This is a genomic window from Mesorhizobium sp. M1307, from assembly GCF_040318155.1.
Lineage (GTDB): Bacteria > Pseudomonadota > Alphaproteobacteria > Rhizobiales > Rhizobiaceae > Mesorhizobium.
The window spans coordinates 154,389-179,302 of sequence record NZ_JAMYLR010000005.1; the positions used below are offsets into that span (position 1 = coordinate 154,389).

The window sequence follows — 24,914 nt, forward strand, 5'->3', positions numbered from 1 at the left end:
TCTATCGCTCCTGTGAGAAACGCGGGTTGAGCGCATCGTTGAGGCCGTCACCGATCAGGTTCAGCGCCAGCACGGTAAAGACGATCGCCAGTCCCGGAAGCGCTGTCAGATACCAAGCGGTGCGGATCAATTCCCTGCCCGCTCCGATCATCGAGCCCCAGCTGACGACGTTGGGATCGCCGAGGCCCATGAAGGACAGCGCCGATTCCATCAGAATCGCGGTCGCCACCATCACCGACGAGGTCACGATCAACGGCGGCAGCGCATTGGGCAGGATCTCGCGGAAGATAATGCGGACATGGCCGTAGCCGAGGCTGCGGGCGGCCATGACGAAATCCTTCTCGCGGATGGCCCGGAACTCGGCGCGGGTCAACCGCGCCACCGTCGGCCAGGTGATGACGGCGATCGCCACTGTCACGACAGGCGCGGTCGGCTGCGCGATCGCCACCATGACGACCAGAAGCACGAAGCTCGGTATGGTCTGAAAGATCTCGATCAGGCGCACCAGCAGGTCGTCGATCCAGCCGCCGAAGTAGCCGGCGGCGGCGCCGACCAGGATGCCGAAGCTGAGGCCGAGCGCGGTCGCCACCAGGCCGACGAACAGCGAAATCCGCGCGCCATGCAGAATGCCGGAAAGCACATCGCGGCCCATGGAGTCCGTGCCCAGCGGGAAGGCTGGGTTCTGGCCCGGCCACAGGAAGGGCCGGGCCACCATCGATAGCGGATCGGCCGGATAGAGGACTGGTGCGAGCAGTGCGGCCAGCACGACCAACGACAGGAACACCACGCCGAACATGGCATTGGGATTGCGCAGGAAGACCTTCAGCGCACGCCCGCCAGCGGCTATCGGCACCGACGCTGCCGAAGCGGAGCGTGCGTCGGGCGCGTGGAGATTGCTCCAGCTCTTTGCCTCGGGCTCAGGCGGTGCCGCAGGCCCGCGAGCATCGGCATGGAGACGGCGGGAACGGGCATCGCCCGCGGCGAAATCGGTGGAAGCCATCAGCGTACTCCGATACGGGGATCGAGCCAGGCGTGCAGAAGATCGACGGTCGCGTTGGCGATGATGACCAGCAGCGACGACAACAGAAGGATGCCGAGCAGCACGGTGAAATCGCGGCCCATGACCGCTTCGAAGGCGAGACGCCCGAGGCCGCGCCAGGAATAGACGGTCTCGACAACCACGGCGCCGCCGAGCATGCCGCCAACATGCATGCCGGCCATGGTGGTAATGGGGATCAGCGCGTTGCGCAGGACATGGCGAATGGTGATGATGGCCGGCGGCAGGCCCTTGGCTGCGGCGGTGCGCACGTAGTCCTGCGACTGGACCTCCAGCATCGCCGCTCGTGTCAGCCGCGCATAGATCGCCACGTAGAACAGCGCCAGCGACAGTGCCGGCAGGATCATGTAGCGCGCCCTGTCCCAGAGCCCGGCAAGGCCGGTCAGGTTGCTGCCGATGGTTCCCGAGCCGCCGCTCGGCAGCCAGCCGAGCTTGACCGAAAACAGCACGATCAGCATCAAGCCGATCCAGAAACCCGGGATTGAATAGAACAGCAGCGAAATAACGGAGAGCACACGATCCGGCAGGCGCCCGGCAAACACCGCCATCACCGATCCAAGGGCGAGGCCGAGCACAATGGCGACGGCCAGAGCCACCGCCATCAGCACCAGCGTGCCGGGCAGCCGCTGGCCGATCAGGTCGGCGACCGGCATGCCGTAGCGCGGCGAAAAGCCGAGGCTGAAATGCGCCAGATTGTAGAGATAGTTGAACAGCTGGACGAGAAGCGGATTGTCGAGCCCGAAGCGCTGGCGAAGCGCCGCCATCGTTTCGACAGTGGCCGAGCCAGCCTCGCCGGCCATGACATCGGCGGCGTCGCCGGGCGCGAGCTGCAGCAGGAAGAAATTCAGGATGACGATGCCCAGAACGGTCGGCACCGCCTGGATGGCGGTGCGCCGGAAGGTTCTGCCAATGCGCGTCAGGGTCGACATCGTTTTCGCTATCCCGGCTGTGGCTGACGATGCGGGTTTGCTGTTTCCCGGAAAGTTCCGCGCTTTTTAGTTGACAAGATTTATAGACATTGTCAAACCTGATTTAAGAAATTTTATCCTGCAATTGGCTTCATTGCAGAATAGAATTTTATTTCATACTACAAACTTAGCTGTTTGAAGCATGAAATCTTAAGCGCGGGAGCAGGTCGGCCAAATCTTTTCGCAAACGGACCCGCTCTTGGAACAACGGATTTTTAACCTGGTGGCCGACGATCGGTCGATCGGGTCCGGCAGCAAAAAAGGACCAGGACGCGATGTCTCATTTCCTCAGTCCGAACCGCCGCAGGTTCCTCGGCATCTCGGCAGCCGCGCTCGGAGCGACCCTGTTGCCTGCATCGCGCAGCGCCTACGCCGCCGAGCCGAAACAGGGTGGAACGGCGACGCTGGTGCTCTCGGCTGAGCCGCCTGTGCTGACGACCATCGCCCACACGGCATTCAATTCGGTCTACGTCTCGGCAAAGACCACCGAAGGCCTGCTGACCTATGATTTCGATCTCACGCCGCGCCCATCCCTGGCCAGACAATGGTCAGTCAGTGACGATGGGCTGCAATACACCTTCAAGCTGCGCGAAGGCGTGAAGTGGCATGATGGCCAGCCGTTCACCGCCGCCGACGTCGCCTATTCGATCACCACGATCAGAGAGGTTCATCCGCGCGGCCGCAACACCTTCCTCAACCTTGTAGACATCCAGACGCCGGATCCGCTGACCGTGACGCTGGTCCTGTCGAGGCCGGCGCCTTACCTGATCACGGCCTTGGCCGCGGCCGAAACGCCGATCGTGCCGAAGCACCTCTATGACGGCACAAAGGCAGCCGAAAATCCGGTCAACGTCGCTCCGGTCGGCACCGGCCCGTTCGTCTTCAAGGAATGGGTGCGCGGCAGCCACATCGTTTACGAACGCAATCCTGACTACTGGGACGCACCGCGCCCCTATCTCGACCGGTTGATCGTGCGCTTCATCGCGGACGCTTCGGCGCGCGCGCTGGCGCTGGAGACAGGCGAGATCGATCTGGCGCCGGCAACGCCGATTCCGTACAGCGATTTGCAGCGTTTTGAGACGCTGCCGCATATCGGCTTCGAGGAACAGGGCTACCAATATTCAAATGGCATCAGCCGGGTCGAGTTCAACCTGGAGAAATCCTATTTCCAGGATGTTCGCGTCCGCCGTGCCTTCGCCCATGTCATCGACCGCAACGTCATCCGCGAGACGATCAACTATGGCTATGGCGAAACCATTCCAGGCCCGATCAACCCCAATCTGAAGAAGTGGTTCATCGCCGACCTGAAGACCTATCCGGTCGACACGGCCGCCGCCGATAAACTGCTCGATGAAGCAGGCTTGCCGCGCGACGCCAACGGTACCCGGCTCAAGCTTGTCCACGACTATGTCCCGAGCGGCGAAACCTACAAGCGCGGCGCCGACTACATCAAGCAGGCATTGGCCGCGGTCGGGATCGAGGTCACCGTGCGCAGCCAGGATTTCGCCACCTACACCAAGCGCATCTACACCGACCGCGACTTCGACTTCACCTTCAACGGCATGAGCAATCTGTTCGACCCGACGGTAGGCGTACAGCGCCTCTACTGGTCTAAGAATTTCAAACCCGGCGTGCCGTTCTCCAACGGTTCGAAATACAGCAATGCCAAGGTCGACGAACTTCTTGAAGCGGCCGCCGTCGAGGTCGACCACGAAAAGCGCTTCGAGCAATGGGCCGCGATCCAGCAGATTGTGGTCGAGGACCTGCCCGATATCGGCATCGTCAGCCAACCGGAAATCACCCTCTACAACAGGCGCATAGCCGGTCACACGGTGGGCGCCGAGGGCAATGCCGGCTCCCTCGCAACCGCCCATATCGTCGCCTGAGCCCTGACCCGTGCGCGGTCCTTCGCGCGGGTTCCCTTCCTCCACCCGAGAAAGTTCGCCATGACGCTCGCCCACAAGCCTGGTTCCATCGTCGGCACGCCCTTCTTCAAGGCGCCGACCGACTATCCGGACAGCCCGCTGTCGAAAGCGCTTCAGCAGCCGGTGCTAATCGGGCTGTTCCTGCCGATCCAGGCAGGTGGCTGGACCAACTCGACGCTGCCGCGCTCGACCGACTGGCGCTTCGACTACAATCGCGATCTGACGTTGAAGGCCGAGGAGCTTGGCTTCGACCTCGTCTTCGCGCTCAGCCAGTGGCTGCCCAAGGGCGGTTATGGCGGTGTCTTCAACGGCCAGGCGCTGGACAGTTTCGTGTCCGTGGCGGCGATGGCCGCGATTACCAAGAAGATCATGCTGATTTCGACCATGCATGTTCTCTACGGTCCCTGGCATCCGCTGCATCTGGCGAAATTCGGCGCCACGCTCGACCACATCTCCGGCGGCCGCTGGGGCATCAACGTGGTCACCGGCCATCGCGCCGTCGAACATGAAATGTTCGGCTGGAACCGTATCGAGCACGACCGCCGCTATGAACTCGCCGCCGAGTTCGTCGAAGTGCTGCAGCGACTGTGGCAGGACGACGAGAATTTCTCATTCTCCGGAGAATCGAGCTGGAAGCTCAATGGCGGCTTCGTCACACCGAAGCCGAATTACGGCCGGCCGATCCTGGTCAACGCCACTGGCTCCGATGCCGGCATTTCCTTTGCCGGCCGCTATTCCGACATCGTCTTCGTCACCAGCCCGGCCGGCTCCGACATCGCCAGCGCGCTGGAAGCGCTGCCGGCGCATACGAAGAAGGTGAAGGACGCAGCCCTCGGCGTCGGCCGCAAGGTGCGCACGCTGCTCAACCCGCTGGTCATCAGCAGGCCGACCGAGAAGGAAGCCTGGGCGGTCGCCGATGAGATCGTCGCCCATGCCGACAGCCGCACGCCGAAAGGCTTCCAGACTTTCAACAGCGATGCCCAGGCCTGGAAAGGACGCGAGGGCCGCGACGATCCCTACGCCAAGGTCGGCGGCAACATCTATCTCATCGGCACGCCCGAACAGATCGTCGACCAGTTCGTCAAGCTCAAGGACGCCGGCATTGACGGCCTGCAACTGTCCTTCTTCGATTTCAAGCCTGACCTCGAATTCTTCGGCGAGAACATCCTGCCGCTGATGAAGCAGGCTGGCCTGCGCAACGCCTAAGGAGCAATCATGACCGCGACTGCGATCTCCGAAATCTGGTACACACGCTGCCCGGTGCCGACGCCTGTCGGGCTCGCCGCACAGCTCGGGCTTCTCGACGAGACCTTTCGCAAGGAGGGGATCGAATTGAAGTCGATCATCGATTCGCCCAATCGCGACATCCGCCAGAGCCATTTCAACCACACGCTCGACTGGTCGTTCCGCCACGGCGGCAACGTGCCGCCGATCCGCGCGCGGTCCGAAGCGCGCAAGACGCGTCTCGTCGGCATCACCTGGACCGACGAATTCCAGGCAATCATCGCCCTGCCCGGTTCCGGCATCAGGACACCCAGGACCTGAAAGGCCGCCGCTTCGGCATCGCCCGGCGCCCCGAGGGAATCGTCGACTTCATGCGAGCGACGGCGTTGAAGGGACTGGTCTCGGCGCTCTCGCTCGAGGGCCTTGGCTATGGCGACGTCGAGATCGTCGACATAGCGCTGGCCGACAGCGTGCTCGACAGCCAGGAAGGACCGTCGCTGTTCGGCCTCAAGCGCAAGCAGGCCTATGGCGAGGAAGCCGCAGCCCTGATCCGGGGCGAGGTCGACGCCATCTATGTCAAAGGCACGGCCGGCATCAATGTCGCCAATCTGATCGGCGCCATCCAGGTCGTGGAATTCGGCTTCCACCCCGACCCGAACATCCGCATCAATTCCGGTTCGCCGCGCGTGCTGACCGTCGATGAACTGCTGGCGGAACAACGCCCCGATCTGGTCGCGCGACTGATCGAGACCATCCTGCGCGCCAGTGCCTGGGCCGAGGCGCATCCGGAAGAGACGCAGCGCTTTGTTGCCCGCGAAGCCGGGGCCACCGAGGAACAGGTGCTGGCCGCCAATGGTCCGGATGTCCATAAGCATCTCGGCCTCGGACTGCAGCCTGAGCTCGTCGCAGCGGTTTCCCACTACAAGAATTTCCTGCGCGACTGGGGCTTCCTCGCCGGCGATTTCGACGTCGAGCACTGGGTCGATCGCCGGCCGCTCGATCTGGTGAACATTCGCGCCGCCGCCTGAGAGAAAGCCAACGTCATGATGTCGACAATTGCCGAGTTTCCGCAACTCCTCGAGAAAGTGGCCGGCCTTGCCGACGAGTTCGCGCTGACCGCCGCGCATCACGACGCGACCGGGGAATTCCCATTCGCCAATTTCGACCGGCTTCGCCAGGCGGGGCTGCTTGGCCTGGTCACGGCGCGCGAACATGGCGGCTTCGGTGGCGGGCTGACGGAAGCACAGGCGGTGATCGCCGAGATTGGCCGTGGCGAGCCGTCGACGGCGCTGGTGCTGGCCACGCATTATAATAGCCAGTATGCGATGCGGAAATCCGGAAAATGGCCGAGCCATCTGGTTCAGCGGATTGTCGAGGCCGGCCGTCTTGGCCCTGCTCTGATCAACGCCGCGCAAGCCGAGCCGCGGATTGGCTCGCCCGCCCACGGCAAGCCGCCCGAAACCATTGCCCGGCGCGTCGGCAATGTCTGGCGGATATCCGGCCACAAGAACTACGTCACTGGCATTCCTATTCTGAAATGGGTGAACTTGCTGGCGCTGACCGACGAGCCGCAGCCGCGTCTCGCTTCATTCCTGGTGCCGACCGACGCGCCCGGATTGCGCGTCGAAAAGACATGGAACGCCGCCGGCATGCAGGCGACGGCCAGCGACGACATCATTCTGGATAATGTTGCGGTTCCTGCCGAAGACACACCGACGGAATGACGGTCAGGCATGTCGTCATCGACAATGCCGTTGCCGTCACCTCGCTGGCGCTGGAGCTTGCCGGCAATCCAGGCCTTAACAGAGATTTCCAGCTTGAGCGCCACCACCGTGATGCGCTGACCGCCCGTTCCCACGCACCGCAGAACCACATGATCCGCACGATCGCCGCCAAGGCGACGCTCAGCCGCCATATCGCCTGGCAGTTGGCCGAGACACCGGCTATTGCCGCGGGCAAGCCCAAGCTCGCGGCGGTCGGTTGAGCGCTATGACAACAGAACATGTCGAAGTCGCCATCATCGGCGGAGGCCCCGGCGGCCTGACACTGGCGCAAGGCCTGAAGAAGAACGGCATCAGTGTCGCGGTCTTCGAGAAGGACCGCGCCCGCACCGACTATGTCCAGGGTTTTCGTCTGCGCATCCGCCAGCGCGGCATCGATTCCCTGATCGCCAATTTGCCGCCGGAACTCTACGACGCTTTTGTCGCCACGCTCGGCCAGGCGCCGGATCGCAACATCCTGCTCGACGAGAATTTCAACATCCTGGGCGAGGATGCCTGGGGCGGCGGCAACGCGCCGGGCGAGGCCGACGACACGCATATCGAAAAATCGGTAAGCCGTATCACGCTGCGCCAGGTGCTGTTGTCCGGCCTCGACGGCATCATGCGCTATGGCAAGGTCTTTTCACGCTACGACGAGCAGCCGGATGGTTCGGTCGTCGCGCATTTCGAGGACGGTTCGGCAATCCATGCCGACGTGCTGGTCGGAGCCGACGGCGCCCGCTCGCGCGTGCGCCAGCAACTGGTGCCGCATGCGCGAAGCTTCGACACCGGCGTCAGGCGCCTGGCCGGCAAGATGACGCTTCATGCCGCAGCCCTTCACCAGATCTCGCCGCTGCTACTCGACTACAATGCCGGCGTCAGGCCAACCGAAGGTCATGGGCTTATGGTCACCAGCCACAGGGTCAATGTCGACGCATTCCGAAAGCATGGACTGATCGGGCTGGACGACGCCACCCACAAGGATTTTTCCGGTTTCCATTTCAACAACACCACCAGCTATGTCTGGTGGAACACCGCCTATGAAAAGAACGAACTTGCCACGGACGACGCGCTGGCAAAGCTCTCCGGTTCAGAACTGATTGACCTGCTGATCTCGAAGATCGCCCACTGGCACCCGGAAATCCTCAACCTCATCCGCTACACCGACCCATCTACGGTGGCGCTGCTTCATGTCCACAGCTCCGAGCCTGTCGATCCCTGGCCGACGAAACCGGTGACGTTGCTTGGCGATGCCATCCTCGCCATGACCTATTTTCGCGCGCTTGGCGGCAACACCGCGATCTACGACGCCGGGCTGCTGGTGCCGGAGTTGGTGGCCGCCAAACGCGGCGACAAGCCGCTTCTCCAGGCGCTGTCGGAGTATGAGGCCAAGATGCTGGAGCACGGCGCCAAAGCCGTGCGGTCTTCGCTGACGGCGATGCAGAAGAACGTGCTGGCGGGCCGTCGCCGCCAATCGGAAGCCGCCGAATAGTGGCCCCGAAAAAAATCGCCTGACAGTGCGCCTGCCCTACGCCGCTTCCACCAGGCTGGCCGACTGGAAGTCATACAAGAGGATCGCGATCTCGAAGCCGCGCCGCTGCAGCCAATGCGCCGTCGTCGCCGCGCGGACACCGAGCAGATCGTCGATCAGCACGACGCGGGCGCCGCGCACGGCGATGGTGCGATAGGCGACACCGAGCAACTGCCCGCCCTCAGACGCGATCGACCCCGGAATATGCGCTTCGGCGAACTCGTCGGGCGTGCGCACGTCAAGCAGGTAGGTCGTCCGCTTTTCGTCCTTCGCCCAGTTCGCGGCCGTGGCCGCATTGATGCGGGGAAAGCTGTCGCCTTCGGCAAGCTTTGCGATGTGCTCCCCGGCGAAACGCTTGGCATCCTCGCTTGCCGGACCATAGATTGCGGTCTTGCCGGTTTCGAGTGCAAGACCGGCCTCGCGCCATGCCTTGGTGCCGTCGTGCAGATAGGCGACCCGGTTGGGCACGCCGGCATCGATCAGTGTCTGCGCCCCGATGATGGCGCGCGGCAGGCCGGCGCAGGAGACGACAACCTGCGTCTCCGGTGACGGCACCAGGTCGGCGAAGCGCAGCACCAGCTCGGCGCCCGGCACGCTGATGGCGCCCGGCACATGGTCCTTTTCGAACTCCGCCACCGTGCGGCTGTCGAGCACCACCACCTCGGCGCCTGGGCCTGTGAGCACCGCGAGCTCTTCAACGCTGACGACCGGGGTCCCCTTCTCGTCGCGGATCGCCAGCGAAAAATCGACGCCCGGCGTATCGAAGGTCGGCAGGTCTTCAACGCCGCTTTGCGTCCATTCCGGAATTCCACCGTTCAGCGAAAACAGCTGGGTACGGCCATACCCCACCAGTCGTTCGACAAGTTGCTCGGCAACGCCGCTGCCGTCGTCCGCCAGCACGGTGCGCACCGATTTGCGCGGGATGAAGCGGTCGATCTCGGCCTCGACCTGAGCCGCGGGCAGGTTGGTGGCGAACAGCGGCGATGCGTATCCGACAGTCGCGCTGTCGCGAATGTCTAGCACCGCCAGTTCTTCGCCATCCGCCAGCCATTGGCGAAACATTTTCGAATCGATCGTCCTGTCGCTCATGATGCTTTCCTCTCTTGCTGTTCAGCGGCGCCACGGATCGGACGCGCAAGGCCGAGGTTCTCGCGCAACGTCCCGCCTTCGTAAGCAGTCCGGAACAGACGCCGCCGCTGCAGCTCCGGAATGACGAGGTCGACAAAATCGGTGAGGCCCGTCGGCAGGATCGGCGGCATGACGTTGAAGCCGTCCGCCGCGCCACCGGCGAACCACTCCTCCATCATGTCGGCCACATCCTTTGGCGTGCCGACGATCTGGAAATGGCCGCGCGCGCCGGCAACGGCGAGATACAATTGCCGGATGGTCAGGTTCCGGTTCGCAGCTAATTCGGAAACGACTTTCAGGCGGCTCTTCACAGAATCGGAACTGCCGAGTTCGGGCAACGGCCCATCGAGTGGGTGGCTGGAAAGATCGATGCCGCCGAGCAGTCCGGAAACCAGGGCGACGCCGACCACCGGATCGACCAGCCGCTGGATCGCATCGAACTTGTCCTCGGCTTCCGCGCGCGTCGGCGCGACGACCGGGAAGACGCCGGGCATGATCTTCAAAGAATCGGCAGAGCGACCGAAGGAGCCCAACCGGCCTTTCAGCTCGCTGTAAAAACCTCGGGCCGATTCGATGGTCGGATGGGCGGTGAAAACCACCTCCGCCGTCCGCGCCGCCAGCTGCTGGCCGGCATCGGAAGAGCCGGCCTGAACGATGACGGGATGGCCCTGCGGCGGGCGGGCGACGTTGAGCGGCCCTTTGACGCGGAAATGCCGGCCGGCATGGTCCGGGGCGTGGATGCCGCGCCGGTCGATGGCGATCCCCGAAGCCTTGTCGGCGACGAAGGCATCGTCGTCCCAGCTGTCCCAAAGCTTCTGCGCGACAGCGACGAATTCCTCGGCGCGGGCGTAACGGTCGGCATGAACGGGATGCTGGTCGAGGCTGAAATTCGCCGCCGCCGGCGCGTCGGCCGAGGTGACGATGTTCCAGCCTGTCCTGCCGCCGCTGAGATGATCGATCGAAGCGAACAGCCGCGCCAAGTGGAACGGCTCCCAATAGGTGGTCGAGGCGGTCGCAACGAGCCCGATCCTCTGCGTGATGGTCGAGAGCGCCGCCAACAGCGTCAGCGGCTCGAAATGCACGACATGGCCGGTGCGCTCGAAGGTCTCGATCGGCTGCTCGCCATTGCGCGCGCTCAGGCTGTCGGCCAGAAACACCATGTCGAACAGGCCACGCTCGGCAGTGCGCGCGGCGTCCGCATAGTGCCGAAAGCTCAGGCCCGGATTGGCAGGCACATCGGGATGGCGCCAGGCAGCGACATGATGGCCCGGCCCGCGAACAAAGGCTCCAAGCCTTATCTTTCGATCTTTAGTCATCGGCGGTTCTCGGGCTGGTCGCGAAGGGCGTTCCTATCTAACGCCTGCCAAACCCGCTGAGTGAAAGAATGCCTTTCGCCAGCCGGCAATTATTGTTTTTTGACATCGGGTTACGGGAAAGCACGATGGTCGTTGCCGGGGCGATGGGCTAGAGCCATGACCACCGGCATCGCAAAGGTTCTTGATGCTTCATACCCCTTCCTCCCCGCGTTCGGCCCCGCGTTCAATCATCATCATTGGCGGCGGCTTTGCCGGCGCGGTTACCGCGATCAAGCTGTTCGACCGTTCAACTGAGCCGCTGGCAATCACCATCATCGAGCGCCGGGCCCAGCTTGGTCGCGGCGTTGCCTATAGCACCGTCGATCCACAACACCTCGTCAACGGCGCGGCGCGCATCTTCTCGCTGCATCCGGACGATCCCGATCACCTCGTTCGCTGGCTTATGGCGAATGGGCCGGAGCACGGCTGGACACCGCCCGAGGATGTCCCGGACTCAAGCCCGCCGCGCTGGCTGTTCGGCAGCTATGTCCAGTCGGAACTGACGAGAGCGATCAGAGAAGCAGATCCGCGTTCTTCGCTGCGCCACATCAAGGCATCCGCCGTCGACATGCTGACCGGTCCGTCCGGAGTCTGCGTCGGCACCAGCGACGGCCAGCAATTGCTGGCGGACAAGGCCGTGCTGGCGACAGGGGTTTTTCAGAGCCAGCCGTCCACCACGGAAGCAGCCGTCGTCAGCAATCCCCGTTATGTCGCCAATCCCTGGGATTCGGCGGCGCTCGATCGGCTCGCCGGCAGCAAGGAACTGCTGCTGATCGGCTCCAGCCTCAGCATGGTCGACGTCGTCGCCAGCATGGAGGCGCGCGGCTTCAAGGGCGGTTATCGCGTCGTGTCGCGGCGCGGACAGATCGTCGAACCTCGGCGCAACACCGAGGCTTGGCGCGACTTCCTCGCCGGGCGGCCGCTGCCGAAAACCACCAGGGCGCTTCTCGCACTGGTCAAGGCCGAACGCCGGGCAATCGAAACCACCGGCCTGGACTGGCAAGGGCTGCCGCTGACGATCCGGCCGTGGATCCTGGCCTTGTGGCAAGGCGCCACCGACAGGGAGCGCTTGAAGTTCGCACGCCATCTGCGCGCCTTCTGGGATGTCACCGCGCACCGCGCGGCGCCACCGAGCTTTGAGCGCGTGGCACGGGCGCGAAGCGAACGCCGTTGGACGGGTGGAGCGGGACGAGTGCTGGCACTCCATCCGCAGGCAAATGGCATCGTCGCTGAAATCCGCTGGCGTGATACCGGCGCGGTCGAACGGCTGCGTTTCGACGGCGTCGTCAACTGCCGCGGCCATCAGGAGCATGATTGGCGGCGGATCTCCGATCCATTCGTCCAGAACCTGCTCGAGAACGGCATCGTCAGGCCGCATGCGACCGCCTTCGGCATCGACGCCACACATGACGGCCAGGTGATTTCCCGTGATGGCGAGACCCATGGCAATCTGTTCGCCATCGGCCATCCGCTGCGCGGCGTCGCCTGGGAATCGAGCTCAATCGGCGAACAACTGGCGCAGGCCATAGCCCTTGCCGGCCTTCTGGTCGGCGCCAGCCCAAGGCTGCGTGCTTTGGCCTGAACTTACCAGCTTTGCGAAAATGGAAGAAACGAAAAGGGCCGCAACTCTATGCGGCCCTTCTCTCATGATTGCCCGGCAGATTCAGGCGTTCGGGTCGAGATAGGCGTCGGCGAAATTCGCTGACAGGCCTTCGGCGCCAGGCGCATAGTTCTTGACGGTCTTGCGGGCGATGATGATGGTCGGTGGCGCGATCAGATTGATGATCGGCAACTCGTCGGCGATGATCTCCTGGAACTTGAAGAACAGCTGCTTGCGCTTGGCCTCGTCGAGCTCGACCGATGCGGCTTCCAGCAACCGGTCAACCTCCGGGTTCTCATAGTGCGCGCCGTTGGAGAACGGCAGCCCTTTCTTGATGTTCTTCGACCAGTAGAGCCGCTGCGCGCCGGCGCTCGGATCGAAGATGTTGCCGCAGGACTCCGTCGACAGATCCCAGGCGCGGTCGGTGTAGATGGTTTTGACATAGGTTCCGAAGTCGAACTTTTCGATCTCGGCATCGATGCCTATCTTGGCCAACGCCTGCTTGAGGAAGTCGGCATAGCCCCACGGGTTGTAGGGATTGTTGGTGAGCCTGAGCTTGAAGCGTACGCCGTCAGCCCCACGCTTGAAGCCGGCCTCGTCGAGCAGTTTTTCCGACAATGCCGTATCGACGGTCGCGGCCTTTACGTCGGGATCGAAATACTTCTTATTGACGACGCTGATCGGCGTCGGCGACACCTGGCCATAACCGTAAAACACGATTGCATTGATTGCGTCGAGGTCGATCGCGTGCGCGATTGCCTGACGGACCTTCTTCTCCTTCAGGATCGGGTTTTCGAGGTTGATGATCAGTTGGTGCAGCGGGCCGCTATAGGCGAAGACCGTGCTGTCGACGACGAATTGCGGCAGCGACTTGAAACGCTCCAGGTCGGCGAAGGCCACCGGGTTCGGTCCGATGTCGACCTCGCCCGTTTCGAGCGCCGCGGCGCGCGCGCCCGGATCGGTGATGAAGCGGAAAATGATCCGATCGAGATAGGGTTTGGGCGCATCCCAATAGGTCGGATTCTTTTCAACGATGATGTGGCTGCCCTTCACCCATTCCTTGAGCACGAACGGTCCACTGCCGATGATCTGCTCGAAGGACGGATCGTCGGCCGGCTTCAGCTTCTCGTAGATGTGCTTGGGCACGACAGGTGATTCCGTCGCGGCCAGCCCCGAGATCAGCGCGGCGGACGGTTTCGACAATTTGATCTTCACGACATGCGGGTCCGACGTGTCGATGTCGGTGACGTTCTGGAAGGTGATGCGCCCGCGCGGATGGGCTTCGCGCAGCCGCGAGATCGAAAAGGCCACGTCCTGCGATGTCAGGTCGTGGCCATCGCTGAACTTCACCCCCTCGCGCAGCTTGAAGACATATTCGAGCCCGTTATCGCTGATCGACCATTCGGTGGCCAGTTGCGGCTTTGCATTGAGGTCGTAGTCGTAGGCGAGCAGGCCGTCGAAAATCTTCGGGCCGATGGTGGCCGGTCCGCCGGCGCTGGTGTTGATGGAAACGATCTGGTTGGGCTCCGGATAGTAGACGAAGTTGAGCGTGCCGCCGGCCACCGGCTTTGCGTCTTGCGCGAAGGCCCCGGCGGGAAGCGCGGTACTCGCGCCGGCCAGCAGCAAGAACTGATTGAACAGGCGTCGGTTGATGGTCATGGTCGGTACTCCGCGTTTGCGCGATTTGTCTTCATGGAGAAAAGTCGGGATCGGCCGTTCACGCGCCGATCCCAGCCAAGGCGATCCGAACGCCTATGCGTTTGGCGCGAGCCAGATCTGCGCGAAGCTGTTGTTGATGCCTTGGGCGCCGGGCGCGAAATCCCGGACCTTCTTGTTGGCGACGATCTGAGCGCCGGCCGCGACGAGATCGACCGACACCACGTCGTCATGGATGATGTGCTGGAATTTGTACCAGAGCTCGCGCCGCCTGGTCTCGTCGGGCTCGACCGCCGCGGCTTCGAGGATCCGGTCGACCTCGGGATTTGCATAGTGGCTGGCGTTGGAGAAGACGAGGCCGATCTTGAAGTTCTTCGACCAGTAGGCGCGCTGGACGCCAAGCGTCGGATCGAAGGTGTTCGACAGCGATTCGACGACCAGATCCCAGGCACGGTCGGTGTAGACGGTCTTCAGGAAGGTCGACAGATCGAGCTTCAGGATCTCTGCATCGATGCCGACGGCTGCCAGCGACTGCTTGATGAAGTCGGCATAGGACGCCGGCAGGAATGCGTTGTAGGCGAGCCGGAGCTTGAAGCGCTTGCCGTCGGCGCCGCGCTTGTAGCCGGCATCGTCGAGCAGTTTCTCCGCCAGTTTGGGGTCGGGCTCGCGCGCCTTGATGCTCGGGTCGTACCATTTGGGCAGTGCGGTGCTGATCGGGCTCGGCGACACCTGGGCGTAACCGTAGAGCGCGATGTCGACCAGTTTCTGCAGGTCGATCGCATGGGCGATGGCCAGGCGCACGTCCCGCTTGGTCAGGATTTCGTTCTCGTAATTGAAGAACAATTGCTGCTGTGGGCCGGAATAGGCGTAGGTGTTGGTGTCGACGACCAGAGCGGGGTTTGCCTTCAGCCGTTCGATGTCGGCCAGCGGCACGGGATTGGCGCCGATATCGATCTCGCCGGTTTCAAGCGCCGCCGAGCGTGCGGCCGGGTCGAGGATGACATGCAGCACGACACGGTCGAGATAAGGCCTGGGCGCGTCCCAATAGTCCGGGTTGCGGTCGAAGATCAGATGGCTGCCGGGCACCCATTCCTTGAGCACGAAGGGACCGGTGCCGATCGTCTGCTCCAGCTTGGGCTGCTCCGCCGGCTTGAACGTTTCGTAGACATGCTTCGGCACGATCGGCGATTCCGAACTGCTCAGCGCCGTGATCAGATAGGGCGCCGGCTTCGACAGCACGATGATGGCGGTGTGCGGATCGGGCGTCTCGACCGCCGTCACGTTTTGGTAGGTGATGCGGCCGCGCGGATGCGCCTCCTTCAGCCGGAAGATGGTGAAGGCAACGTCTTCCGACGTGAAGTCCTTGCCGTCATGCCATTTGACGCCCTCGCGCAGCTTGAAGGTATAGCGCAGGCCGTCATCGCTGATCGACCACTCCGTCGCCAGTAGCGGTTTCGGGCTGAGGTCATAGGCGAAATCAAGCAAACCTTCATTCACCTTGGGACCGATCGCCTGGCCGGTGCCCGACGAGGTGTTGATGGCAATCAGCGACGTGGGGTCGGGATAGTAGGCCCAGTTGAGCGTGCCACCCTGGACCGGCGTTCCTTCGGCAGCGAAGGAAACCCCGGGCAATGCGAAGCTCGCACCGCCAAGCAACAGCAGCTGGTTGAAATGACGACGATTGACAGACATGGCCTTGAGCTCCGGAAAACGGCTTCGATGGCATCCGGCGGCCGAACACACTCCGGCGCCTCGACGCGATGATCCCTGCCACGCCGCAAAACCGGAAGAATGATTTTCTATCGTCTGCCGAAAGCACCGCTTCGCACGACCGTTTCATTCCAGGATCTGGCAAAGCTGCTCGACGCCCAAATCAGCGCTCCGATCTTATCTCTACAAGAATTGTAGACATTACGATTTTTTAGATTTCCGTTCCCGCTGCCGCGACGCTGCGGCAAACGAAATTTTCCACCGGGCACTTTGGCGCAAAGCCCGGCCTCGTCGCGCCGGGCCTGAACGTGTTGAATGCGCTCCATGGTCGATCTCATTCGCGCAAAATCAAGGAGGCTGCGGCCGACGCTGGCGAGGCTTCCGCCGCTGACGTCGCTTCGCGCTTTTGTCGCAACCGCCCGCCACCTGAGCTTTACGCGGGCGGCCGAAGAACTCCATGTGACGCCTGCCGCCATCGGCCAGCAGATCCGCCTGCTCGAGGATCACCTCGGTCAACCGCTGTTCCATCGCAACCGCGGCGAGCTTCTGCTGACGTCGGCCGGCCAGGCGCTGATGCCCGGCCTCACCGAGGCTTTCGACGTCGTTGTCGAGTCGGTCGCGCGGATTTCCGGCGACGAGGAGGATGCGCCGATCAAAGTGTCGGTCGCGCCCTCCTTCGCCAGCAAATGGCTGATCCCGCGCCTCGACGCACTGCGCGACGCGGTACCCGGCCTAGAAGTGCTGGTCGACGCATCAACCAGGCTTGCCGACTTTGCCAGCGAAGACGTCGACTGTGTCATCCGCTACGGGTCGGGCGCCTATAGCGGCCTCGTCACGGAACGGCTGTTTTCAGAAGCGGTGCTGCCCGTCTGCAGCCCGGAATTTGCTCGCATGCACGGTCTCTATCGCGGGCCGGAGGGGCTGCGTGACGCACCGATCCTGCATGAGGACGGTCCGGAACGCGATCCAAGCTGCCCTGACTGGAAGGGCTGGCTGAGATCCAACGACCTGTCCGGCCGGCTTGTCGAGGGCGGCATACGGCTTAGCCAGTCCTCGCTGGTTCTCGACGCCGCTGCTGCCGGCAAGGGCATCGGTCTTGGCAAATTTCGGCTGGCCGAACCCGACCTTGCCGCGGGGCGTCTGGTCAGCCCATTCGGCTCGCCGCAGCCGGTCGAGTTTTCCTATTATTTCGCGACGACGCCGCACAAGGCGAAGCTGGCGACGGTCGAGCGCTTTCATGCCTGGCTGAAGGCCGAGGCGCGCCAGCTCGGCGCTCTCGACTTCCCACCGCCGGCGGCGCTTCCGGCGCGCATCGCCATTATCGCGGCCGAATAGCCGCGCCGCGGTCTCGCGAGGGCGCGCGCCTATTTGAGCTTGAAGCCCAGCGCTTTGAGCACTTCGCCCAGGTGATTACGGCCTTTCAGCGCCGCTTTGCTGCCGATGCGGTTCGAAACCAACTCTGTCCAGTCCACCACAGGCATCGCCTGCTCCTGCTGGAATGAACGAAGCCTCTGGTTGTAGGCTGCAAGATCGTCCGGATCGGGCTCTGATCGATAGCGCTCGCGGTGCAGCACCACAGCCTGCGGCAGTCTGGGTTTGATGTCAGTCGCAGCCAGGAGATCGGGATAGCCGACGGTCAGGCCGAACACCGCCACGGTTTCCGGCGGCAGACCGAGTTCGCGTGCCACCTCCTGCGGATGATTGCGCATGGCGCCGATGTAGCAGGAGCCGAGCCCGAGCGCATCGATCGCCACCACGGCATTCTGCGCGGCAAGTGCGGCGTCGATCACGGCCAGCAGAAAACTCTCCTGATAGTCGAGCCCCTCGCCCTCCCGGCCGTTTGCCTCGGCAATGGCGCGCAGCCGCGACAGGTCGGCCAGCCAGACCAGCAGCAGCGGCGCCTGCTCGATATGGCGATTGATCGCCGCCAGTCCGGCAAGCCGCGCCTTGCGCGCCGGATCCTCGACTGCGATGACGCTCCACGCCTGGAGATTGGAAGAAGTCGGCGCCGACTGGGCGGCGGCGACGATCAGTTCCAGCGTCCCTTCGGGCAAAGGCTTGGCGAGATAATTGCGGACCGAGCGATGCGAAAGGATCGCCTCGAGGGCTTCGTTCCAGTTTCCGGTGTGCGTATGTTGCGGCGCCCGGTAACGCCGCCGCAGCGCCGCTTCACCACGCAGGTCGGCGTCGGAAGGGCGGATGCTGAGGGCCGGCTGTGACATCGTCTTCCCTGCTTGGTAATCTGGCTTATTCGGTGTTCTGACGACCCCAGGTCATTGATCCCAGGCAGATCGAACTCACATGCGGGCCTTGCGGACCCAAAATCGTTCTCTTCATCCAAACCCTTCCTCGCGCGCTGCTTCACTCGCCGGCTTTTGCCGGTTCAAGAAGCGCGGCTTCGGCCCCATTGCGCAATAGCGGAAGCAACTGATCGCCCTGCCGCTTGATCTCGGAAAAATACGGCGTGTCCGAGAGCACGAAATGCTTAATGCCCAGATCCCGGTATCTGCCGAGCGAGCGGGCGACGTCGGCGGCCGAGCCGACCAGCCAGGTGGTGCCAGCGCCGCCGCCGCCATATTTGCCCGGCGCAGTATAGAGATTGTCGTCCAGCACCTCGCCGCGCGCGTGCAGATCGAGCAGACGCTGCTGGCCCACCGCTACCGCCCGACCGTGATCGTTCCAGCCGGCTCCCTGGCCCTTGGCCATCTCGTCGACCTTCGCTTCTGCGTCCGCCCAGGCCTGCCCAGCGGTGTCGCGGACCAGCGTGGTGACCCGCAACCCGAACTCCAGAGGCGGGAGGTCTCGGTCGAGTTCCCTGCTCAAGGCTTTGAGCCGTTCGATCCGCTCCCTGACGCCGTCGAGCGGCTCGCCCCAGAAGAGCTGGACATCCGCCTCGCTGGCCGACACCCGCTCTGCCGCCTCCGACGCGCCGCCGAAGTAGAGCTTGGGATGGCGACGATCGCCACGGACATGGATGCGGGGCATCACGGTAGAGCCAGTGACCTGGAAGTGCTCGCCCGCAAAGGTCACGTTCTCTTCAGTCCAAAGTCTGCGAACCAGGCGCATGAACTCTCTGGTACGGGCATAGCGATGTATCTGGTCACCTTCGCTGTCGCCATACGCAGCGAGGTTGTCCTTGCCTGACACTATGTTGATACGCACGCGACCGGCGGTCAGCTGGTCGAGCGTGGCTACGGCGGATGCGAAGTGCGCCGGCCGCCAGTAACCCGGGCGGATCGCGATGAGCGGCTCGAAGGAGGTGGTCCGCGCGGCGAGGGAGGCCGCGACAGTAAAAGTGTCGGGCCGACCCCAGCCGGTACCGATCAGCGCGCCCTTCCAGCCATGCTCCTCAAGCGCCTTCGCGTGGCTGGTCAGCGTCTCCAGGCTGTTGTGGTCCTCGACGGCCGGCTCGCCGCGGTGACCGGGATCGACGTGGTTCGGGATGTACCAAAGAAATTCGGTATCAGCGCTCATTGTCGGGCCTGTATTTTGGCCGGGCATGGAGGTCAGTGGCAGGACCTTCCGCTCCGTTGTATTTTGATGATCATTCAAAGGGCTGCCCCTAGCAGCCCTGGCGCCTTGCTCGGCTGCGGTGCAAAGCGGCTTTCGGGCCGGGCAAGGCCGAGATGGTCGCGCAGCGTGCCCCCTTCATATTCCGTTCGGAACAGCCCTCGCCGGCGCAGGATCGGCACCACCGTATCGACAAAGACCTCCAGTCCGGTCGGCAGCACGTCCGGCATCAGGTTGAGGCCGTCGGCGGCGCCGGCGACAAACCATCTTTCGATATCATCGGCGATCTGCTCCGGCGTGCCGACGATGGTGCGGTGGCCGGTGCTGCCGTTCAGCGCCCGGATCAATTCCCGCACGGTGAAATCATTGCTGCGCGCGAGCGCGAGCGTGGCCTTGAAGAAGGTGTGGCCGCCATTGGGGGGCAGTTGAATCCCTTCTGGCAGCTTCTCGTCGAGCTTCAGCCGCTCGCGATCGATGCCGAGCACGCCGGACAGCCGCCCAAGGCTGTAGTCGAGCGGAATGCGATCCCACAGCTCTTCTTGCCGCCGCTCCGCTTCCGCCTCTGTGCTGCCGATGATGGTGGCTAGGCCGGCGAGGTTGAGCGGCACGCCGCCGGTGCGGCCATAGGCGACGGCACGCGCCTTAAGTTCGCGCGCATAGCCGTGCGCTTCCTCGAAAGATTGCGATGCGGAAAACACGGCTTCGGCGTGGCGGGCGGCGAGGTCCTTGCCGTCATCGGACCCGCCGGCCTGGACGACTACCGGATGCCCTTGCGGAGAGCGCGGCACATTGTGCGGCCCATACACCGAAAAATGCGCGCCCTTGTGCTCGATGGCATGAACCTTGGCGGCATCGACGAAGCGCCCGCTGGCGACGTCGCCGATAAAGGCATCGTCCTCCCAGCTGTCCCACAATGCCTTGACGATGTCAGCGAATTCCGCCGCCCGCTCGTAACGCCGGCCATGATCGATCGCACCCGTCAGGCCGAAATTGCGGGCCGAGGCCGGGTCGGCCGTGGTCACGATGTTCCAGCCGATACGCCCGCCGCTGACATGGTCGAGCGTCGCGAAACGACGGGCGATGTTGTAGGGTTCGTTGAAGCTGTTACCGTGGCGATCAGGCCGATGCGCTCGGTCGCGGCGGCTACCGTTGCCAGCACAATCGTCGGCTCCAGAGATGTGATCGGCCGATAGTCAATGCGGTCCGAGATTGCTGCCTGGTCGGCAAGGAATACGGCGTCGAGCGTTGCGCGCTCTGCGATCTTCGCCACCTGCACATAGTGGTCGACGGTGAAGGCGGCATAGGGGTCGACGCCGTCCATCCGCCATGCCGCCGGCGAGAAGCCGGCATGCAGGATGTTGACGTTGAGATGGAGCTGCCGGCCGCTCATCGAAAGACGCCGGGCTCGGGATAAGCGCCGGTCAGATACCAGGTGCCGACGGTGCGGGTCTTATATTCGGCAGGGTTGTGCAAGGTGTGAATGCGTGCGTTGCGCCAGAAGCGGTCGAAGCCGTATTTGCGCACTGCGGAGCGGGCACCCATCACCTCGAATATCTCGGTCGTGACTTCGAGCGCGACATCGCCTGCCAGCACATTGGCCGCGGCGACGGCAACCGCCGCCTCACCCCGTTCTTGCTCGGTCAGCGCCTTGCCGCGCGCGATCGCATGATCGATCGCCGTCGCCGCGCGATCGGCCAGCGCCGTCGCCGCCCGCGTCTTGACCCAGAGCTCGCCATACTGCCGCTTGATCCATGGATCGTCGATATGGCGCTCGACGCCGGAATACATCCACGGCCGCGAACTGTTGAGCGTATAATCTCGCGCCGCCAGCAGCGCGCCCTGGGCCGTGCCGACAAAGACATTGAGCAACACGCTCTGCTGCTGCAGCGGGCCGATGGTGCGGATTGGCAACGACGCGTCGACCCAACCGCGCACCAACTCGCTGTCGTGGATCCTGACGTCCTTGTAGGCGACCTTGCCGCTGCCGGTCTGCGTCTGGCCGATGCCGTCCCAGTCGTCGAGAGCGGTGATGCCTTCGCGGTTCGCGGGGATCGCCGCGAATTTCCTCTCGCCGCTGACCTCGTCTTCCCACGAGGTCGAAAGATAGTCGGCGACATGAGAGCCGGAGGCGAAGGGTTTGAAGCCGTTGACGATCGTCCACTCGCCATCTTTGCGGCCGAACAGCGTTTTGGAAAAACTGTTGCCGGTGTTGCCCCAGAACCAGTCGCCGGCAGCCGAACGCCGTAGCAGATCGGCTGAGCGCGGTTCGTCCGAATTGAGCCTGGCGGCGATCAGTGCGCTGAAATGGTAACCGTAAATATGGCCGATCGAGCCGTCGACCTTGGCGAACTCGCGGCCGATCTTCAGCGCTGTCGAATAGGGTTCGCCGGCGCCGCCGAACTCCTTGGGAATAAGGATGGTGAGCAGGCCGCTTTGCTTGAGCAGACGGATCTGTTCGACGGGCCTGCCGCCAAGCTGGTCGCGCTCGACCGCATCGCGGGCAAAGATGTCGCGCAGCTCGACCGCCCTGGCGATCCATGGATTGGAGATGTCGGGATCGAAGGTCATCGTCTCACTCATGCAGATGCGGGAAGCCGTGGCGCTCGGCAAGCAGTGCAAGAATGCGCCTGGTGTCATCGGCGAAGATCTTGCCCTTGGCCGTCGGCAAGTCGACGAGCGGATCGCTGCCGATGATCAGCACAGGCAGCGACTGGTGCCGTTCGCCGAGCGCGTCGATCACCTTGCCTCTCGGCCTCGAAAACGGCACGCGCTCAACGTCGAGTCTGGCGGCGAGATCGGGAAAGGCTGCGAGCAATCCCTCAACCTGGTTGCAATAGGGGCAGACGAACGTCTGGCCCGGCTGCTTTGGGTCGGCGAAACCCGGCTGGATGAGAAAGAGCGTGTCGCGCGCCATTGCCGGCCTACTCCGCAGCCGCCGCGGCATGCCGCGAAAAGCGGTTTGCCGGCCGCTTCAGGCCGAGATTGTCGCGCAAGGTGCTGCCCTCATACTCATCGCGGAACAGGCCACGGCGGCGCAGTTCCGGCACCACCAGTTCGATGAAATCCTTCAGGCCGCCAGGCATGATCGGCGCCATGATGTTGAAGCCGTCGGCGCCGTAATTCTCGAACCGCTCTTCCATGGTGTCAGCGATCTGTTGCGGCGTGCCGACCACCTGCCAGTGGCCGCGGGCGCCTGCGATGCGCAGATAGAGCTGCCGGATCGTCAGGTTCTCGCGCCGCGCCAGATCGATCACCAGCGCTTGCCGGCTCTTGCCGGCATTGGTCTCCGGCAATTCAGGCACCGGCCCGTCGAGCGGATAGGCGCTGAGGTCGAAGCCGCCGGCCAGCGCCGAGACCAGACCGAGGCCGACTTCCGGCTGGATGAGATCCTGCAGCTGTTCGAACTTCTCCCGCGCCTCGGCTTCGGTGCGGCCGACGACCGGGAAGATGCCAGGCAGGACCTTCAGATCATCCTCCGAGCGGCCGTATTTGCCGAGCCTGCCCTTGACGTCTGCGTAGAAGGCGGTTGCTTCGTCGAGCGTGATCTGCGCGGCGAAGATCGCTTCCGCCGTGCGCGCCGCCAGCTCTTTGCCCGGATCCGACACGCCCCGGCCTGGACCACGACCGGATGACCTTGCGGCGTTCGCGGCGTGTTCAGCGGACCACGCACCTTGAAGTGCTGGCCCTTGTGGTTCAGCACGTGAAGCTTGTCCTTGTCGAAATAGCGCCCGATTGCTCTGTCGCGCGGGAAGGCGTCATCTTCCCAGCTGTCCCACAGACCGAGCACGACATCGGCGAATTCCTCGGCGCGGTCGTAGCGCTCGCCATGCTGGATATGCGTCTCGTGACCGAAATTGAACGCTGCCTCCGGATCGGACGAAGTGACCAGATTCCAGCCGGCCCGCCCGCCGCTCAGATGGTCGAGCGACGCGAACTGGCGGGCCAGATTGTAGGGATCGGAAAAACTGGTCGACGCCGTGGCGATGAGGCCGATGTTCCTGGTCACAGCCGACAGTGCCGACAGCAGCGTGATCGGCTCGAACGGATAGACGCCGCTATGCGCCTTGCGGCTGGCGGCCTCCATATCCTTCAGCCGCGCCGCGACGCCGTCGGCGAAGAAGATCGTGTCGAACTTGGCTGCTTCCGCCAGCCGGGCCAGCTCGACATAGTCGTTGAGGCTGGCCCCTTCTCCTGCCTCCGGGTGGCGCCAGGCTGCGACATGGTGGCCGGTGAAGAGAAGAAAGGCTCCAAGCTTGAGCTTGTCCTTGCGCCTGGCCATGTTCCGTGCCTCCTCAGCGATACAATCCGCCGACCGGCAATTCCCCGGTGAGCAACCAGGTGCCGATCGTGCGCTTCTTGTATTCGGCCGGATTGTGCAGCGTGTGCGTGCGCACGTTGCGCCAGAACCTGTCGTAGCCGTTGGCCTTGGTGGCTGAGCGGGCGCCCATCACCTCGAAAACCTCGCTCGACGCATCGAGGCCGATTTGTCCGGCGTAGACATTGGCGGTGGCGAGATCGATCGCCGTCTGCCCGCGCTGCTCCAGGGTCAACGCCTCGCCCTGGCCATAGGCGGCATCGAGGCTGCATGCTGCTATATCGGCCAGTTCGGCCGCGGCGAGCGTGCGGATATAGAGGTCGCCATATTTGCGTTGCACGAACGGATCGTCGGTATGTTTCTCATAGCCGGAATAGACCCAGGGGCGCGATTGCGAGACCGTATAGTCGCGGCCTTCGCTCAGCGCTCCTTGCGCGCTGCCGACGAACAGGTTGAGCAGGACCGCCTGCTGGAACAGTGACGTCAGCGTCTGGAACGGCGTCAGCGGCACCGCTGGCGAGCCGATCAGTTCGTCGTCGCCGACATGCACGTCCTTGAATGTCACCTTGCCGCTGCCGGTCTGCCGCTGGCCGACACCATCCCAGTCATCCTCGACGACGATGCCCTCACGATCGGCCGGGATCGCTGCCACCAGCCGGTCCTGACCGTCTTCCCAGGCGACCTGGATGTAGTCGGCAATGTGCGACCCGGAAGAGAACGGCCGAAAGCCACTCAGAATCCAGCCCCTGCCGTTGCGCCTGGCCGTCGACGTCTTCGACATGGCGTTGCCGGAATTGCCCCAGACCCAGTTCTCGCGGGCCGAGCACGTCAGCAGCCGGTCCTTCTGCGCGTCCGTGCCACGAAACAGCACGCCGTTGAGCGGCAGATGATGATAGCCGTAGAGATGGGCGAGCGAGCCGTCGGTGCGGGCGAATTCGCGCATGACGCGAAGCACCGACAGCCACGACGCGCCCTTGCCGCCATAGTGCTTGGGAATCTGCGCCGACGGCAGGCCGCTTTCCTTCAAAAGGCGGATTTGCTCGAGCGGCCGCCCGCCGGCCTTGTCGCGCGCCACGGCATCCCGATCGAAGATATCGCGCAGTTCGACCGCCGTGGCGACGAACGGGTCGGAAAGGTCAGGGCTGAAGGTCATCGGCGTTTGTCCATGGAAACGC

16 protein-coding genes and 4 pseudogenes are annotated in these 24,914 nt (G+C 63.6%); 7 read left to right on the plus strand and 13 right to left on the minus strand.

Going from position 1 to position 24,914, the window contains the following annotated elements:
• Position 1: 1 nt before the first annotated feature.
• Both NKH16_RS09160 and NKH16_RS09165 read right to left on the minus strand, forming a co-directional pair.
• On the minus strand, positions 2-1,000 hold the full coding sequence (locus NKH16_RS09160; RefSeq protein WP_352471358.1) for an ABC transporter permease: 999 nt from the start codon (positions 998-1,000) through the stop codon (positions 2-4).
• Positions 1,000-1,986 carry an ABC transporter permease gene (locus NKH16_RS09165; protein WP_352899101.1) on the minus strand — a complete coding sequence of 329 codons (987 nt, stop codon included), beginning with the start codon at positions 1,984-1,986 and terminating at the stop codon, positions 1,000-1,002. Before NKH16_RS09165 ends, NKH16_RS09160 begins: the two co-directional genes overlap by 1 nt.
• Positions 1,987-2,300: 314 nt before the next feature.
• Here NKH16_RS09165 and NKH16_RS09170 point away from each other — a divergent pair, with 314 nt between their 5' ends.
• From NKH16_RS09170 to NKH16_RS09190, 5 genes and pseudogenes are all read left to right on the plus strand, one after another.
• The gene (locus NKH16_RS09170; RefSeq protein ID WP_352449709.1) at positions 2,301-3,911 is read left to right on the plus strand and encodes an ABC transporter substrate-binding protein; all 1,611 of its coding nucleotides are present in this window, start codon (positions 2,301-2,303) and stop codon (positions 3,909-3,911) included.
• A gap of 60 nt (positions 3,912-3,971) precedes the next feature.
• Positions 3,972-5,156 (plus strand): LLM class flavin-dependent oxidoreductase, encoded by a 1,185-nt coding sequence (locus tag NKH16_RS09175; RefSeq protein WP_352743828.1) that lies wholly within the window; start codon positions 3,972-3,974, stop codon positions 5,154-5,156.
• A 9-nt stretch (positions 5,157-5,165) separates the two neighbouring features.
• A pseudogene (locus NKH16_RS09180) lies at positions 5,166-6,202 on the plus strand (ABC transporter substrate-binding protein).
• An 18-nt stretch (positions 6,203-6,220) separates the two neighbouring features.
• Positions 6,221-7,158 (plus strand): annotated as a pseudogene (locus NKH16_RS09185) (acyl-CoA dehydrogenase family protein).
• Positions 7,159-7,163: 5 nt separating this feature from the next.
• Positions 7,164-8,426 (plus strand): FAD-dependent oxidoreductase, encoded by a 1,263-nt coding sequence (locus tag NKH16_RS09190; RefSeq protein ID WP_352743826.1) that lies wholly within the window; start codon positions 7,164-7,166, stop codon positions 8,424-8,426.
• Positions 8,427-8,462: 36 nt separating this feature from the next.
• Here NKH16_RS09190 and NKH16_RS09195 read toward each other — a convergent pair whose 3' ends face one another.
• Positions 8,463-9,554 carry a rhodanese-like domain-containing protein gene (locus NKH16_RS09195; RefSeq protein ID WP_352743825.1) on the minus strand — a complete coding sequence of 364 codons (1,092 nt, stop codon included), beginning with the start codon at positions 9,552-9,554 and terminating at the stop codon, positions 8,463-8,465.
• Complete coding sequence (locus NKH16_RS09200) at positions 9,551-10,909, minus strand: LLM class flavin-dependent oxidoreductase (RefSeq protein ID WP_352899105.1); 1,359 nt, start codon at positions 10,907-10,909, stop codon at positions 9,551-9,553. Before NKH16_RS09200 ends, NKH16_RS09195 begins: the two co-directional genes overlap by 4 nt.
• Before the next feature lie 184 nt (positions 10,910-11,093).
• Here NKH16_RS09200 and NKH16_RS09205 point away from each other — a divergent pair, with 184 nt between their 5' ends.
• Positions 11,094-12,530: an FAD/NAD(P)-binding protein gene (locus NKH16_RS09205; protein WP_352743821.1), complete on the plus strand. Its 1,437-nt coding sequence runs from the start codon at positions 11,094-11,096 to the stop codon at positions 12,528-12,530.
• Positions 12,531-12,611: 81 nt separating this feature from the next.
• Here the strand turns inward: NKH16_RS09205 and NKH16_RS09210 are convergent, their stop codons facing one another.
• Complete coding sequence (locus NKH16_RS09210) at positions 12,612-14,207, minus strand: ABC transporter substrate-binding protein (RefSeq protein WP_352743820.1); 1,596 nt, start codon at positions 14,205-14,207, stop codon at positions 12,612-12,614.
• 93 nt (positions 14,208-14,300) lie between these two features.
• Complete coding sequence (locus tag NKH16_RS09215) at positions 14,301-15,896, minus strand: ABC transporter substrate-binding protein (RefSeq protein ID WP_352743818.1); 1,596 nt, start codon at positions 15,894-15,896, stop codon at positions 14,301-14,303.
• Positions 15,897-16,238: 342 nt separating this feature from the next.
• On the opposite strand from NKH16_RS09215, the gene gcvA reads away from it, so the two are divergent.
• Positions 16,239-17,249 carry a transcriptional regulator GcvA gene (gcvA, locus tag NKH16_RS09220; RefSeq protein ID WP_352743816.1) on the plus strand — a complete coding sequence of 337 codons (1,011 nt, stop codon included), beginning with the start codon at positions 16,239-16,241 and terminating at the stop codon, positions 17,247-17,249.
• A gap of 29 nt (positions 17,250-17,278) precedes the next feature.
• Here gcvA and NKH16_RS09225 read toward each other — a convergent pair whose 3' ends face one another.
• The 7 genes and pseudogenes from NKH16_RS09225 to NKH16_RS09255 all read right to left on the minus strand — a co-directional run bounded on the left by NKH16_RS09225 (position 17,279) and on the right by NKH16_RS09255 (position 24,892).
• Complete coding sequence (locus NKH16_RS09225; RefSeq protein ID WP_352899109.1) at positions 17,279-18,136, minus strand: NADPH-dependent oxidoreductase; 858 nt, start codon at positions 18,134-18,136, stop codon at positions 17,279-17,281.
• 139 nt (positions 18,137-18,275) lie between these two features.
• A complete protein-coding gene (locus NKH16_RS09230; RefSeq protein ID WP_352899111.1) occupies positions 18,276-19,388 on the minus strand; it encodes an LLM class flavin-dependent oxidoreductase in 1,113 nt (370 codons plus the stop codon).
• Between the two features lie 74 nt (positions 19,389-19,462).
• Positions 19,463-20,814, minus strand: a pseudogene (locus NKH16_RS09235) (LLM class flavin-dependent oxidoreductase).
• The gene (locus NKH16_RS09240) at positions 20,811-21,992 is read right to left on the minus strand and encodes an acyl-CoA dehydrogenase family protein (protein WP_352449722.1); all 1,182 of its coding nucleotides are present in this window, start codon (positions 21,990-21,992) and stop codon (positions 20,811-20,813) included. The pseudogene NKH16_RS09235 and the gene NKH16_RS09240 overlap by 4 nt, the downstream one beginning before the upstream one ends.
• A 4-nt stretch (positions 21,993-21,996) precedes the next feature.
• Positions 21,997-22,338 (minus strand): DUF3088 domain-containing protein, encoded by a 342-nt coding sequence (locus NKH16_RS09245; protein ID WP_352743808.1) that lies wholly within the window; start codon positions 22,336-22,338, stop codon positions 21,997-21,999.
• 7 nt (positions 22,339-22,345) lie between these two features.
• Positions 22,346-23,703 (minus strand): annotated as a pseudogene (locus NKH16_RS09250) (LLM class flavin-dependent oxidoreductase).
• A 13-nt stretch (positions 23,704-23,716) separates the two neighbouring features.
• A complete protein-coding gene (locus tag NKH16_RS09255; RefSeq protein WP_352899115.1) occupies positions 23,717-24,892 on the minus strand; it encodes an acyl-CoA dehydrogenase family protein in 1,176 nt (391 codons plus the stop codon).
• Between the last annotated feature and the right edge of the window lie 22 nt (positions 24,893-24,914).